Origin of the sequence: Qipengyuania sp. RANM35 (genome assembly GCF_041021145.2) — a bacterium.
In the GTDB taxonomy this organism is placed as follows: Bacteria; Pseudomonadota; Alphaproteobacteria; order Sphingomonadales; family Sphingomonadaceae; genus Qipengyuania; species Qipengyuania soli.
This window is the reverse complement of sequence record NZ_CM196433.1, coordinates 630,409-644,127: the sequence shown is the minus strand read 5'-3', so window position 1 is coordinate 644,127 and position 13,719 is coordinate 630,409. Positions and strand designations below refer to the sequence as shown.

General features: G+C 63.4%; 17 protein-coding genes. 12 read left to right on the top strand and 5 right to left on the bottom strand.

Annotated elements, in window-relative coordinates; translation table 11 throughout:
• The first annotated feature begins 3 nt into the window (after positions 1-3).
• The 7 genes from pyrE to ruvX are packed head-to-tail and all read left to right on the top strand — an operon-like array spanning position 4 to position 5,433.
• Positions 4-585 (top strand): orotate phosphoribosyltransferase, encoded by a 582-nt coding sequence (gene pyrE, locus RAM60_RS03200; RefSeq protein WP_369025594.1) that lies wholly within the window; start codon positions 4-6, stop codon positions 583-585.
• Positions 582-1,325 carry a pyridoxine 5'-phosphate synthase gene (locus tag RAM60_RS03195; protein ID WP_369025595.1) on the top strand — a complete coding sequence of 248 codons (744 nt, stop codon included), beginning with the start codon at positions 582-584 and terminating at the stop codon, positions 1,323-1,325. Before pyrE ends, RAM60_RS03195 begins: the two co-directional genes overlap by 4 nt.
• Positions 1,322-1,723, top strand: a complete 402-nt coding sequence (gene acpS, locus RAM60_RS03190) for a holo-ACP synthase (protein WP_369025596.1) — start codon at positions 1,322-1,324, stop codon at positions 1,721-1,723. Before RAM60_RS03195 ends, acpS begins: the two co-directional genes overlap by 4 nt.
• Entirely contained in the window at positions 1,720-2,601 is an 882-nt protein-coding gene (lepB, locus tag RAM60_RS03185) for a signal peptidase I (protein ID WP_369025597.1), read from the top strand. The genes acpS and lepB overlap by 4 nt, the downstream gene beginning before the upstream one ends.
• On the top strand, positions 2,598-3,734 hold the full coding sequence (locus tag RAM60_RS03180; protein ID WP_369025598.1) for an AI-2E family transporter: 1,137 nt from the start codon (positions 2,598-2,600) through the stop codon (positions 3,732-3,734). The genes lepB and RAM60_RS03180 overlap by 4 nt, the downstream gene beginning before the upstream one ends.
• Complete coding sequence (locus tag RAM60_RS03175) at positions 3,734-4,969, top strand: DUF3089 domain-containing protein (RefSeq protein ID WP_369025599.1); 1,236 nt, start codon at positions 3,734-3,736, stop codon at positions 4,967-4,969. The genes RAM60_RS03180 and RAM60_RS03175 overlap by 1 nt, the downstream gene beginning before the upstream one ends.
• On the top strand, positions 4,948-5,433 hold the full coding sequence (gene ruvX, locus RAM60_RS03170; RefSeq protein WP_369025600.1) for a Holliday junction resolvase RuvX: 486 nt from the start codon (positions 4,948-4,950) through the stop codon (positions 5,431-5,433). Before RAM60_RS03175 ends, ruvX begins: the two co-directional genes overlap by 22 nt.
• On the opposite strand, the gene RAM60_RS03165 is transcribed toward ruvX, so the two are convergent.
• The 3 genes from RAM60_RS03165 to RAM60_RS03155 are packed head-to-tail and all read right to left on the bottom strand — an operon-like array spanning position 5,430 to position 7,454.
• Complete coding sequence (locus tag RAM60_RS03165) at positions 5,430-6,326, bottom strand: transposase (protein WP_369025601.1); 897 nt, start codon at positions 6,324-6,326, stop codon at positions 5,430-5,432. The two genes, ruvX and RAM60_RS03165, sit on opposite strands and share 4 nt — an antisense overlap.
• Positions 6,314-7,285, bottom strand: a complete 972-nt coding sequence (locus RAM60_RS03160) for a HEAT repeat domain-containing protein (protein ID WP_369025602.1) — start codon at positions 7,283-7,285, stop codon at positions 6,314-6,316. Before RAM60_RS03160 ends, RAM60_RS03165 begins: the two co-directional genes overlap by 13 nt.
• Positions 7,286-7,298: 13 nt before the next feature.
• Positions 7,299-7,454: a hypothetical protein gene (locus RAM60_RS03155; protein WP_200983070.1), complete on the bottom strand. Its 156-nt coding sequence runs from the start codon at positions 7,452-7,454 to the stop codon at positions 7,299-7,301.
• A gap of 134 nt (positions 7,455-7,588) precedes the next feature.
• Between RAM60_RS03155 and RAM60_RS03150 the strand changes: the two genes are divergently transcribed.
• Both RAM60_RS03150 and RAM60_RS03145 read left to right on the top strand, forming a co-directional pair.
• Positions 7,589-8,047 (top strand): PaaI family thioesterase, encoded by a 459-nt coding sequence (locus tag RAM60_RS03150; RefSeq protein WP_200983068.1) that lies wholly within the window; start codon positions 7,589-7,591, stop codon positions 8,045-8,047.
• Entirely contained in the window at positions 8,040-8,444 is a 405-nt protein-coding gene (locus tag RAM60_RS03145; RefSeq protein WP_200983066.1) for a PaaI family thioesterase, read from the top strand. Before RAM60_RS03150 ends, RAM60_RS03145 begins: the two co-directional genes overlap by 8 nt.
• Here RAM60_RS03145 and RAM60_RS03140 read toward each other — a convergent pair.
• Together RAM60_RS03140 and cobS are read right to left on the bottom strand one after the other, a co-directional pair.
• The gene (locus RAM60_RS03140) at positions 8,441-10,618 is read right to left on the bottom strand and encodes a transglycosylase domain-containing protein (protein ID WP_369025603.1); all 2,178 of its coding nucleotides are present in this window, start codon (positions 10,616-10,618) and stop codon (positions 8,441-8,443) included. The two genes, RAM60_RS03145 and RAM60_RS03140, sit on opposite strands and share 4 nt — an antisense overlap.
• Positions 10,619-10,678: 60 nt before the next feature.
• Positions 10,679-11,674, bottom strand: a complete 996-nt coding sequence (gene cobS, locus RAM60_RS03135; RefSeq protein WP_369025604.1) for a cobaltochelatase subunit CobS — start codon at positions 11,672-11,674, stop codon at positions 10,679-10,681.
• Between the two features lie 95 nt (positions 11,675-11,769).
• Between cobS and RAM60_RS03130 the strand changes: the two genes are divergently transcribed.
• From RAM60_RS03130 to RAM60_RS03120, 3 genes are all read left to right on the top strand, one after another.
• The gene (locus tag RAM60_RS03130; RefSeq protein WP_369025605.1) at positions 11,770-12,570 is read left to right on the top strand and encodes an oxygenase MpaB family protein; all 801 of its coding nucleotides are present in this window, start codon (positions 11,770-11,772) and stop codon (positions 12,568-12,570) included.
• A 77-nt stretch (positions 12,571-12,647) separates the two neighbouring features.
• Positions 12,648-13,283 carry a TetR/AcrR family transcriptional regulator gene (locus RAM60_RS03125; RefSeq protein ID WP_369025606.1) on the top strand — a complete coding sequence of 212 codons (636 nt, stop codon included), beginning with the start codon at positions 12,648-12,650 and terminating at the stop codon, positions 13,281-13,283.
• The gene (locus RAM60_RS03120) at positions 13,280-13,717 is read left to right on the top strand and encodes a VOC family protein (protein ID WP_369025607.1); all 438 of its coding nucleotides are present in this window, start codon (positions 13,280-13,282) and stop codon (positions 13,715-13,717) included. The genes RAM60_RS03125 and RAM60_RS03120 overlap by 4 nt, the downstream gene beginning before the upstream one ends.
• Positions 13,718-13,719: the final 2 nt, after the last annotated feature.

Sequence of the window (13,719 nt, the reverse complement as noted above, 5' to 3'; positions counted from 1 at the left end):
GGTATGACAGACGAAGACATCCTCAGCGAATTCCGCGCCAGCGAGGCCCTCCTCGAAGGCCATTTCAAGCTCTCGAGCGGGCGCCACAGCGGGCATTACCTGCAGTGCGCGCGCGTGCTCATGAACCCGGAACGCGCCGGGCGGCTGGCACTTGCACTGGCCCAGCGAATCCCGCGTGAAATCCGCAGTCAGATCGACGTGGTGGTGAGCCCGGCGATGGGCGGATTGATCATCGGTCACGAAATGGGCCGTGCCCTGGGCAAGGACGCCATGTTTCTCGAACGGCCGGAGGGCGTCTTCCATTTGCGCCGCGGCTTCCGCCTCGAACCGGGCGCCAAGGTGCTGATGGTCGAGGACGTCGTGACGACCGGCCTATCAAGCCGCGAAGCGATCGACGCCGTCGGGCGCGAAGGTGGCGAGGTTATTGCCGAGTGCGCGCTCGTCGACCGCTCCAATGGCACCGCCGACCTCGGTGTCCCCTTCTTCCCGCTCGTCGACATCAACTTCCCCTCCTATGCCGAGGACGAAGTGCCACCCGAACTGGCCGCGATCCCCGTGACCAAGCCCGGGAGCCGCACGGCTTGAGCCAGCGACTGCGCCTCGGGGTGAACATCGACCATGTCGCGACCATCCGGAACGCGCGTGGCGGCGATCATCCCGATCCGGTGCGCGCGGCCGAGATCGTCGCAGCTGTGGGGGGTGACGGGATCACCGCCCATTTGCGCGAAGACCGGCGTCATATCCGCGACGCCGACCTGCGTCGTATCCAGGCAGCGACCGACCTGCCGCTCAACCTCGAGATGGCAGCGACCGAGGAAATGCTCGCCATCGCGCTGGCCCACCAGCCGCACGCCGCTTGCATCGTGCCCGAGAAGCGCGAAGAGCGCACAACCGAGGGCGGGCTCGACGCGGCAGGCCTGCACAACCAGCTTGCGCCGATTGTCACTCGCCTGTCCGATGCGGGCATTCGCGTGTCGCTCTTCATCGAAGCAAGCGAGCGCCAGCTCGAAGCCGCGCAACGCCTTGGTGCGCCGGTGGTGGAGTTTCACACGGGCGAATACGCGCATGCCGGCCTCGACGGCGACACCGAGCGGGAAGCGCGCGAGCTGGATCGCATAGCGAGAATGTCCGCTCTCGCCCGCCAGCTGGGTATCGAGCCGCACGCAGGGCACGGCCTGACCTACGAAAACGTGAAACCCATCGCCGCCATAGCCGAGCTGGCCGAGCTCAACATCGGCCATTACCTTGTCGGCGAAGCGGTATTCGTCGGGTTGGAAGCAGCCGTGCGCCGGATGCGCGACCTGATGGACGAGGCGCGCCCGTGATCATCGGCCTCGGCTCCGACCTCTGCAATATCGAGCGGATCCAGAACTCCCTGCAACGCTTTGGCGAGCGCTTCGAGCAGCGGGTCTTCACCGAAATCGAGATTTCCAAGGCCCGCCGCCGGCCCTTCACCATCGCAGGCACCTACGCCAAGCGCTTTGCCGCCAAGGAAGCCTTCTCCAAGGCTGTCGGCACGGGATTTCGGCGCGGTGTGTTCATGAAGGACATCGGCGTGGTGAACGCGCCTTCGGGTGCACCGACGCTCGCCCTTACCGGAGGGGCTGCAATCCGGCTTGCGGAAATGATTCCGCACGGCCATGAGGCGCGCATTCATCTTACCCTCACCGACGATCATCCATGGGCCCAGGCCTACGTGATCATCGAGGCCATTCCCGCATGAGTACCGGCAGCCCGGCAGTGAACGACATTCCCAAGAACAAGAAAGACAAGACCGACGAGAAGGTCGACTGGCTGGCGGAAATCCGCGGTCTCGCCATCATGCTGCTCGCGGTCTTCGCGTTCCACAGCTTCATCGCGAAACCGTTCTATATCCCGTCGGAATCGATGATGCCGAACCTGCTGGTCGGCGACCGCCTGGTGGTGAGCAAATATCCCTATGGCTGGAACTGGTCGTCGATCAGCTTCCACCTCGCGCCGCGTGGCAAGTGGCGGCTGTGGGCCGCGACACCCGAATACGGCGACATCGTCATCCCCGTGCACCCGGAACGTGACGAGGATTACATCAAGCGCGTCGTTGCGCTGCCCGGCGACCGCATCGCTGTCGAGAACGGCCAGATCATCCTCAACGGCACGCCGGTTCCACAGAAGGTTGAGCCCGCCATCGACCTGCCGCTCGATGCCAATTCGCGCTGCGACGGCTTCGACCTCGATAATTTCCGTGCCACCGACGACACCGGCAAGCGCGTCTGCCGCGTCCCTGTCATGCGCGAAACCATGCCCAATGGCGCTACCTACCTGATCATCGACCACGAGCGGCAGCAGCTCGACAACTTCGCCGAGATCACCGTTCCCGACGATGCGGTCTTCGTAATGGGCGACAATCGCGACCATTCGGCCGACAGTCGCGAGACCATCAGCGACCGCGGCCTGCTGGGTCCCGTTCCTCTGGCCAACATCGGAGGACGGGCGGAATTCATCACCTTCTCGCTCGACGGAACGACGACGCTGAACCCGATCAGCTGGTTTACGAGCTTGCGTGACGGACGCGCCTGGACCACTCTGCGGCCACCGCTCGCAGAGAGGAAAAGCACGCAATGACAGATACATCGCCGTCCGGTTCGACAAACGACAAGGGCGGTGACACTGCCGGGGCCAGCCCAACGCGGATCGAAAGTCCCAAGCTTCGGTATGAGGCGTCAAAGGCGCTCGTCTGGGGTCTCGTCATCGGGCTGATCGTCCTGGCGGTCCATCTGTCGCAGTCCTTGCTGGTTATCTTCGGGGCACTTGTATTCGCCGCCATGATCGATGGAGGAGCGCGCCTGCTGGGCCGCATCCTGCCGCTTGGTCGCAACTGGCGCGTCGGGATCGTGCTTCTCCTGACGGTCGCCTTCCTCATATGGCTCGGCTATTTCGCGGGCTCGCAGATTTCGCAGCAGGCCGCCGAATTTCCAGCCATCATTGGCGAGCAGATCGGGCGCTTGCTGGCATTCCTCCAGTCCAAGGGCTTCGCGATCGGACAGGAAGACGTCCAGAAGATCGCCAGCAACCTGGTCAGCGGCGTCGGCACGGTCACCAAGGCAATCGGTGGCATCTTCGGCGGGCTCACCACGGCCTTCCTGATTGCGATAATCGGTATCTATCTCGCCATCGACCCGCGGGTTTACGAGCGCGGTGTTGCCTGGATGATCCCCGAAGGCCGACGCGATGCCTTCTTCGATACGCTGAGCTATCAGGCCTACACCATGCGCCGCCTGCTCGCCGGTCGCCTCCTCGGCATGGGCTTCGAAGGGTTTTTCACCTGGATCATGCTGGCATTCGGCGGGATGATCATCGGGCTTGAACCGGTGCCGATGGCGGCGCTGCTCGGCTTGCTGACGGGTCTGCTCGCCTTCATCCCCAACATCGGCGCGATCATCTCCGGCGTGCTGATGGTGCTGGTCGGCTTTTCCGGCGGGACCGAGATGGGGCTCTACACGATCTTCGTCTATTTCCTCGTCCAGAACTTCGACGGTTACGTGCTGGTGCCGATGATCGCCAAGAAGACGGTCGACCTCGCCCCGGCCTTGGTTCTCTCCGCACAGCTCATCTTCGGTGCGTTGTTCGGGATCCTCGGCCTCGCGCTGGCTGACCCGATGCTGGCCATGATGAAGGTGGCGCTCGAGCGTCGCGCGGTCCGGCTGCAGAAGGGCGACGATGCCCGGCACGGTGCCATGAAGGCGGAGCCTGCCTGATGGCCCGCAAGTTCCTTTACCTGATTGCGGTGATCATCGTCATCGTCATCGCCGGCGCAATCGCCCTGTCGATCTGGTCGCGCGAAGCGACGCAGATCGCCTTCGTCCCACGCGGTGAATTCGTCGAACAAAAGCCGCTGGCGGCCAATGCGTACGAAGACCCGGACATGTGGTACTCGCGCCCCGGCATCGGGACCGAAGACCCGGCCCGATACCAGCCAGCCATTGCCGAAGCGCCTGTCGATCCCGCGACCCGAACTCCCTCGCCCGACGCGCCCGCCGCAGAGCAAAGCCTCGACCAAGGGAACCCGATGGCTGCGACCGCCACCCTGCCCGGCGAACCGGCCGATGCCAGTGAACTGCCATCCTTTGCTGTCTTCTTCGTTCCCCCGACGAGTTACATCAAGGCTGGCGGCGACTGGAATGCGACGCTCGACGATGCCTCGACCAACAGCCGGGCCCGTCTCTTCCTCAAGGGCCTCGCAAGCCCGTTCAACCGCGCCGACGAAATCTGGGCACCCAAATACCGCCAGGCAGGGGCAGGTGCCTTCCTGACCGACAAGCCCGAGGCGGCGAAGGCGATCGATGCGGCTTATGCCGATGTCGCGCAGGCCTTCCGCTATTTCGTCGAGAGCGTCGATGCCGACAAGCCCATCGTCCTTGCCGGGCACAGCCAGGGTGCGGCACATGTCCTGCGCCTGCTGCGCGAGGAAGTTGCCGGCACACCGCTCGAGAAGCGCATCGTCGCAGTCTACGCACCGGGCTGGCCGGTTTCGGTCGAACATGACCTTCCGGCCCTGCCTTTCCCGGCCTGCGCGGCGCCCGCACAGACACAGTGCCTGCTTGCCTGGTCGGCCTTTGCCGAAGATGGCGATGCTTCACTCATCATGGAACGCTACAAGGCGACGCCCGGGTATGATGGCCAGCCGCGCGGCGACGGTCCGATCCTCTGCGTCAATCCGCTGACCGGGTCCACCGGCGGCAATGCACCCGCTAGCGCCAACCTCGGCACGCTGGTGCCCGACGAGGGCATGACCTCGGGTTCGCTGGTTGCAGGAGCGGTGCCGGCGCGATGCGGCAGTAATGGCCTGCTCTACATCGGCGAGCCCCCGACGCTGGGAGAAGGCGTGCTGCCGGGTGGAAACTATCACGTCTATGATATCCCGCTGTTCTGGAAGAACGTGCAGGAAGACGTAGTCGCGCGGGTGAAGGCATGGACGCAAAGCCCCTCGTAACCGACAACCGGCTCGACTTCGGTGACGCGCTGCCCGACGGTGGTGCCTTGCTGGCACTCGATGTCGGCACGAAGACCGTGGGCGTCGCAACCTGCGATGCAGGCTGGCGCTTTGCCACGGCGGGCAAGACCATCATCCGTGGGAAGTTCGGCAAGGATAGCGAAGCCCTGCGCTCGATAGTCGCGGAGCGCGGCGTGCGTGGCGTCGTGATCGGCCTGCCGCGCAACATGGATGGCAGCGAAGGACCGCGTGCACAGGCCAGCCGTGCCTATGCGCGCAATGTCGCTGCCGCGCTGAACCTGCCGGTGCTGCTGTGGGACGAACGCTGGTCCACTGCCAGCGCGGAAGGGGCGATGATCGCCCAGGACATGAGCCGCGCCAAGCGCGCCGAGAAGATCGACAGCCACGCCGCCGCAGTCATCCTCCAGGGTGCCATCGACGCACTGGCCGGCGGCGGTTTCTAGGCCGCCAGCGCCCGCCTTCGCGCGGCCGCTTCCATCGCCAGCAGGCGACTTCCCGAAAACTCCGCTTCGCGCCACAGCGCATCCCGTTCACCGGGTTCGCGACAGAGTCCGGCCCGCGCTTCATAGCTGGCCAGCCGCAACCGGTCGCTCGGATGTCGCCTGCCGAAGGTTTCGGCGAGATCCAGGGCGCGCTGGCCTCCCAGCCCGACCGCACAGCGCAGGAAGGTCTCCGTCGAGGTCGGGTTGAGCACACCCGTAATGGCATTGCTGTCGAGATCGAAGCCGTACTGGTCGAACCAGCCCTGCGCGGCGTCGACATGCATGATGTTGAGTGAGATCGAGGTCGCTTCCGGCGGCAATTGCGAATGGATGTCGACATGGGCGCGGTAGTGCATCAGCCGTCCCTCGTGCAGCGCACTGTGTTCGACGAAGCGCAGGTCCGCCAACTCGCCACGGAAACCCGTCACGCTCTCGTAGTCGTATTCGTAATAGTCGCTGCGATAGCCGGGCCCGAAATAGCCGACCGTCAGGAAGTCGAAATTGTGGTCGTGAGGCAGGCCATAGACGAAGTTGCGCGCGCCGCTCGCGGTGAAACAGGCCTCGTCATCGCTCGGCCAGATGTTGGCCCGCAGGAAGCATTTGCCCCTTACCGGTGACAGGACGATCGCCTGTGGCCCATAGGCGCTCTCTATCCCGCCGTCGCGATGGCGGTTGCGCAGCTGGTCCACCAGCAAATCGCCGAGGAAGTCGCGGTTGCGGCCGAGACCTGCGAGAAGCTGCGCCGCCTCGTCGGTACTTTCCTCGTCAGCGGGCGAAAAGCCGTCACCGAGCAGCGCGAGTGTCTGTTCGAGACTGAGAGCCTCTTCGGCTCGATTGCCGATTACGCGGGGCATGCCATGGTCTCCTGGACGGTTGCGAGTTGGGGGTAGGCTTCGAGGAGGTGCGCTCGCAGCGCCCCGGCATGCCCGGCGAGCGGGTCGTCGGCGGTATTTGCGCATTCGGTGAGCGCGTCGAAGCCTGTCGCGCTGTCGAGCGCGATGCATTCGCGCAATGCCTGCCAGCGAAAATGATCGCTGCCTTCGCGCGCCAGTTCGGCAAGAAGTGGTGCCGCTTCGTGGCGCCCCATTCGTCCGAGCACTGCCATCGCGATCTCTCGCCGGCTTTCGCCCCTGTCCCCGCTGGCGCGGTGCACCAGAGAGCCATCGTCGAGGCGAAATGCCCGTGAAGGACGAGGATGCAGTGGCGATCGGGCCACTCTCAGCACCACCATCTGCCCGTGAATCTTCTCGGCAATCCGGGCAATATCGGGCGGGAAATGCATCGGTTCGCCCTCGACCACACGTCGCGGACTGCAATCGATGGCAGCATGGGTGCCAGTTTCCTGAATGAGTTCGGCAATGCGCAGGTCTGCTGAACCGGAAAGCACGATCTCGTGCCGCTCGACGTCGGAAAAGGAGACTGTCTCAGGAGCAGGTACGGCTGCCTCTTCGCCATATGCGAGCAGGGTGACAACCGCTGGGCCAGCCTCGATCAATTGCAGCATCGCAACCCCGTCCGACAGCTGGTGACGAAACGGCACATGACCAAAGGGGTGGTCGCGCAATGCCGCTGCGATGCCTTCGATCAACGGCGTCACAAGAGCCGTTGCCATGGCATGGTCCCTGATCAGCTGCACAAGGGTGGGGCAGTCCTTCCATTCCGCTCCCTCGCCAAAGCGCTTCAGCTCGTCCCTTGCCACGCCCCCCAAACCGGACGAGCGCCAGTCAGCAATCACCTTCTCCATCGCCTTTTGCGCCCGATGCTGCGCGGGGATGTCCCCGCGCAGCGCACGCAATGCTTCGTTGGTCTGCATCGCGCCCTGGGCCTCAGAAAAGATTGCCGCCGGTCGTGTCGTAGACATAGACCATGACGACCACGACGGTGTCGTCCATCTTGCCTCCGCTGGCGACGAGGCTTCCGAACAGGCCGGTAACCTGGTCAATGCCGGGCAGGCTGGCGATGTCGATCTTGGGCAGGTTCATGATTTTTGCTTCCCTAGTACCGGCGGGCCACGACCCCTTGTCCACGCCCGCCTGGGGCACTGCTGGCCTGTCCCTCGCGGCGCTTGAAATTAAAAGATTGTAAGCTGCGGGAACCCGTGGCTATCGCGGCATGAATGACCGACCAGCCGCGCAAATTCGATCCCCGTGCCGCGACGCCGTTCTTCGTCAGCAGGGGCCATTCCGGCTGGCTCGGCCTCAGATATTCCGACCATGGCGAGGACTGGGTTGAGCTCGAGTTACCGTGGCGTGAGGATTTGCTCGGAGAAGAGGGCCAGCGCGTCTTGGCATCGGGCCCGATCCTCAGCCTGATGGACATGGCGAGCGGCATGGCGATCTGGCGGGCGATGGATGATTTCACCGCGATCGCGACGCTGGACCTTCGCGTGGATTATGTTCGCCCCGCCCGCGAGGGTGCAGCCGTCTTCGGGCGCTCGCAGTGCTATCGCGTCACCCGCAGCGCCGCATTCGTCCGCGGTGTCGCCCACGATGGCGACATCGACGACCCGGTCGCCCACATCCAGGCCGTCTTCATGAAGATAGCTCCCAACACGCGGGTGATGCACGATGCCTGAGCAGGAGCAGATCGTCGCCTTGACGCCCTACGCGCGATCGCTCGGCATCACGCATGATGGCTGGGACGCAGGTGTGCCCGTCATGCGGGTCGATTTCGACGAAACTGTAGAAGGGCGCCCCGAACACTATCACGGAGGCGCAACCGGCGGGTTGCTCGAGACGGCGGGCTATGCCGTGCTACGCGCCGAACTGGAGCGACTGGGTCGCGACGCCATGCTCAAGCCGATCAACATCACCGTTCAATACCTCGCCGCGGGCAAGAGCCGGACGAGCTTCGCGAAGGGACGCATAACCAAACTCGGGCGCCGCAGTGCCAATATTACCGTTGAGGCATGGCAGGACGATCCCGCACGGCCCATCGCCACCGCGGTCATGAATGTCCTCATGGCTGACTAGTTCGGTACGATTTCTTCCTCTCGGCGCCGGATCGCCCTCGCGGCTTCCTCGGCAGCACGGCGTCGCGCTTCCTCGATGGCAGCCTCGTCGACAACGACCCCCTGATCGCCGAGCTCGATTTCAACCGGGATGCCGTCGATTTCCGTGGAGAGCACTGCCGTGCCGTCCCGCACACGTAGTCGAGACGTACCATCCCCAAGTGGAATGTCTTCAAGATCAGGTACGTCGAGCGGTTTGATGGGGCCGCCGGGATCCGCGTTCTCGTCCGGATTGCTTTGCGGCGTCGACTGGACGCCCAATGCCTGTGTCATGAAGTCGCGCCAGATGCGAGCGGGCAGTCCGCCACCGGAAATGCCACCCTGCAACGGCGTATTGTCGTCATTGCCGATCCACACGCCCACGACCAGATCGCCTGCATAGCCCACGAACAGCGCATCGCGATTGTCCTGCGTTGTGCCTGTCTTGCCGAAATTGGGACCGCTCAACATTGCTGCCTTCCCTGTCCCGCTGTTGATGGCCGCGCGCAGAAGTTGTTCCAATTCGTCATGGGTAGACCGCGAGAAACTCGACGGGCCGTCCACAAGGTTTTCGAACCAGTTGCGCTCAGGCTTGGCAAAAGCATGCGGCTCAACGGGATAGGCATTTGCCGCGACCGCGGCATAGGCCGAGGTCAGTTCCAGAAGGGTCATCGTGCTCGTACCGAGCGCCATGGTGGGATCGCCCTTGTCGAGCGGAGACGTCACGCCGAGATCGCGTGCAGTGGCGATGACCTTGTCGCTACCGACCTCTTGCAACAGGCGCACCGCCGCCACGTTGGAAGACTGCGCAAACGCCTGCTCCAGCGTCAGTGTCGGAGAGTAGCGCCCGCGCGAGTTCTTGGGCCGATAGCTCCCTTGCGTTATCTCGGAGTTGTCGATCAGGTCGTCGGGTTCCCATCCCGCACGCAGGGCCGCGAGGTAGACGAACAGCTTGAAGGTCGATCCCGGTTGCCGCCTTGCCTGCGTCGCACGATTGAATGGTGACTTGGCGTAGTCCTTGCCGCCGATCATCGCCACGACCTCGCCATTGGTCCGCATCGCGACGAGAGCGATCTGGGCTTTGCCCAGGGGAGCACGCTGGGTGACCCGACGGGCAATATTCTGGAGCCTGCTGTCGAGGGTGGTTGTGAGGGTCTGGCGGTCATAGCCGCCCTCGGTCACCTTGCGTGCTTCGGGCAGCGCCCAGTCGGCAAAATACGTTCCTGTCGGCAGGTTGTTACGCATCCGAACATCGAGTGACGGCGGCCGCACCTGGCGCGCTTCGGCCTTGGTGAGGTAGCCGGCGTCGACCATGGCGTTGGTGACCATGCCCATGCGCTTGACGGCACGGTCATAGTGACGCGTGGGTGCGTAGGCCGAAGGCGCCTGAACCAGGCCCGCGAGCATGATCGCCTGGTTCAGTCGCAGCTTTTCCGGCTGGCGATAGAAGTAATGCAGGCTTGCCGCGCGCAGGCCGTAAACGTTGTCACCGAAGTATGCATTCGAAAGGTAGCGCTCGAGGATTTCGTCCTTGGTCAGCCAGGCCTCCAGCCAGAAGGCAATCATCGCCTCGCGAGCCTTGCGCGTCAAAGTCCGCTCGGGAGAGAGGAAGGTGAACTTGGCAAGCTGCTGGGTAATGGTACTTCCGCCACCGGTACCGGTGAATGCCGCACGTGCTATGCCCCGCGGATCTACACCCCAATGGTCGTAGAAACGCCTGTCCTCGATTGCCATGAAGGCCTCGATGACGTGAGGCGGGAGTTTCGAGACATCAACGGGTTCGTCGGTAATCGCTCCGTTTCGCGCGATCGGCGTGCCGTCAGCGGCCAGCAAGGTGACTTGCGGTGCAGCGATCGGCTGCAACGACTTGTTGAGCGGTGCCGTGATGGCAAGCCATGCGAAAAGCACGATGAAAAGTCCGACCAGGCCAGCGGCAATACGCACCGCCCACCAGCGCTTGCGCCGACCACGCCAATATTCCCGCTGCCACCAGCGCTGGCGACGCTTTTCCTCGAAGCGCACAGCATCGTCGAGACGGTCCAGGCGGTCGTCCCAGTCGTCGTAATCGAGCGAGTCGTGCAGCGCGTAGTATCCCCGGTGCGGCTCGAAGCCTGCGTCCGTGTCGCGCTTGCGCCTGAAAGTATCGAAAACGCCCATTGCCTACTGTGTTAGACTAACAACACAGCCATGCATAGAGGGTTGCAGCTTAACCGCCCACTACGACGACCGTCCGACCACGCTTTCCGGCAAGTCCTCGCCGAAGACGCGCTGGTAATATTCCGCCACCAGCATGCGTTCTTCCTCGTCGCACTTGTTGAGGAAGGAGACGCGGAAAGCGAAACCGATGTTGCCAAAAATCTCGTAGTTCTGGGCCCATGTGATGACCGTGCGCGGGCTCATCACCGTCGATATGTCGCCATTGATGAAGCCCTGGCGCGACAGGTCCGCAACCTTGACCATGTCGGCCAGAATCTTCGGATCGACGTCTGGTGCCTTGCCTTCGACAATCTTCTGCTCTGTCTCGGCGGGAAGGTAATTGAGCCCGACCACGATGTTCCAGCGGTCCATCTGGCCCTGGTTGATCTGCTGCGTGCCATGATAGAGGCCGGATGTGTCGCCTAGCCCGACCGTGTTCGCGGTGGCGAACAGCCGGAAATAGGGATCGGGGTGGATCACGCGGTTCTGGTCGAGCAGGGTCAGCTTGCCGCGCTGTTCCAGAACGCGCTGGATCACGAACATCACGTCGGGGCGGCCCGCATCGTATTCGTCGAACACCAGCGCCACCGGATGCTGGAGTGCCCACGGCAGCAGGCCTTCGCGGAATTCGGTCACCTGCAACCCGTCGCGCAGGACGATGGCGTCGCGCCCGACGAGGTCAATACGGCTGATGTGCGCGTCGAGGTTGATGCGGATGCAAGGCCAGCGCAGGCGCGCTGCGACCTGTTCGATATGCGTCGACTTGCCCGTGCCGTGATAGCCCTGGACCATCACGCGGCGATCGTGAGCAAAACCGGCGAGAATCGCCAGAGTGGTGTCGGGATCGAACACGTATTCGGGATCGATCTCGGGAACGCGCTCGTCCTTCAGCGAGAAGGCGGGCACTTCCCAATCGACATCGATGCCGAAGACCTCGCGCACCTTCACCATGCGGTCCGGACCATCCATCAGCGTCTTGCCGCTGACGTCGATATTCGTGTTCTGCATCTTGTTCATCGCGCTTGCGGCCTAGGGATTTATCGCGGGCGCGCCAAGCCTATATTGGCAGTGTGAGTCGCCCAGACCCCCTCGAATTTCTACGCCAGCGGATAGTGGGCAACGTCCGCGCGGCCTTCAATGAGGGCGACGCCTCCGCAACGCCGAGACAGTCATCCGACGATGCCCTGTTCGAGCGCGACAGCCCGATCCGGATGGTTCACGCGGACATCATCGGGATGATGGTCGGCGGAATCCGCAGTCTGTTCCTGCAGATGCTCCACCCCCATGCCTTGCAGGGCGTACTCGACTTCTCCAACTTCCGCGAGGATATGCACGGCCGGCTCAGCCGGACAGCGCATTTCATCACCGACACGACTTTCGCCCAGCGCGATATCGCGATGCAGGCGATCGAGCGGGTCAATCGCATCCACTCCTCTGTCAACGGCACCCTGCCCGACGGCACGCCCTATTCCGCGCGCGATCCGCGCACCCTCGCCTGGGTCCATGTCGCGGAAGCGACCAGCTTCCTTGCGGCTTACTTGCGCCACGTGCGCCCGGACATGCCCTGCCACGAGCAGGACGAATACTATCGCCAGTTCGCTGTAATCGCCGCTGCATTGGGCGCCGATCCTGTCCCGACTAACCGGCGCGAGGCTGAAGCAGTATTTCGTGAATTGCGGGACGACCTGCGAACCAGCCCCGAGGCGCGCGAGGTCGCGCAATTCGTCGTCGCGATCAGGCCAGAGGGTGCACCGGTCGCGCTGCAAAAGGCCATCATGGCCGAGTCCATTGCCCTATTGCCGCCATTTGCGCGGTCCATGCTTGGCCTCGAACGCCCGGGACTCGGGGGCATTCCGGCCCGCGCAGCGACCTGGGGTGCGGGCAAGACGCTGCGCTGGGCGTTTCGGCAATAGATTGATCTGACGCCATTTTCGTGCGCTTCGTCGCAAGCGCCTTGGCAACATACCAACCGGTCGGTATGGCGAGTCGCATGATCCCGAACCGCCCATTCCGGCCCGCGCCACAGAATGCCCGCGACAAGTTGCTCGAGGCCGGTGTGAGGCTGATCAGGAGGCAGGGGTTCGCTGCGACTTCGGTAGGCGAACTTTGCGAAGAGGCTGGTGTCACCAAGGGCGCTTTCTTCCATCATTTCGATTCGAAAGAGGCTTTGGGTGTTGAGCTTGCGCGATACTGGAGCACGTCGACGTCCGGCTTCTTCGACGATGCTCCCTATCGCCAGATCGATGATCCGCTGGAACGCATCCTCGGGTATCTCGACTTGCGCATCGCGCTAGTCGGCGGCCCGACCGAAAGCTTCAGCTGCGTTGCCGGAACGATGATCCAGGAAGGCTTCCGCACAAGCGAGCCGATCCGTGCGGCCTGCGCGGACTCGATTCTCGGCAATGCCGATCTGTTCGTCGACGACTTCGCCGAAGCGGTGTCGAAGTACGGGATCGATGCCGACCCGCGCGGCCTGTCGATCCACATGCAGGTCGTCATCCAGGGCGCCTTCATCCTCGCCAAGACCCAGGAGACCGATGAACGCGCCGCCGCAATGGCGCGTGAAAGCCTGGTGCACCTCAAGCGCTACCTCACCCTCCTCTTCGAAAAGGACGCCTCCCGATGACCCAGATGATCTTCGTAAACCTTCCCGTTTCCGACCTGGAGAAATCCAAGGCGTTCTATTCGGCGGTCGGCTTCACCAACGAACCGAAGTTTACCGACGAAACCGCTGCCGCAATGCAGCTGAGCGATGCGATCGTCGTCATGCTGCTGACCCACGAAAAGTGGAAGTCGTTCACCACGAAGGACATTCCCGATGCCAGGAAGACTGCGCAGGTCATGAACGCTCTGGGTGCGGAAAGCCGCGACGCGGTCGATGCCATGGTCGACAAGGCGGCTGGCGCGGGCGGAACGCCTGATTGCAATCCCAAGCAGGACTACGGCTTCATGTACGGTCGCAGCTTCGAGGACCCTGACGGCCACATCTGGGAAGTCTTCTGGATGGACCAAGCCGCTGTGGAAGTCGGTCCCGCCGAATTCGCCGAGGCACAGGCTTGATT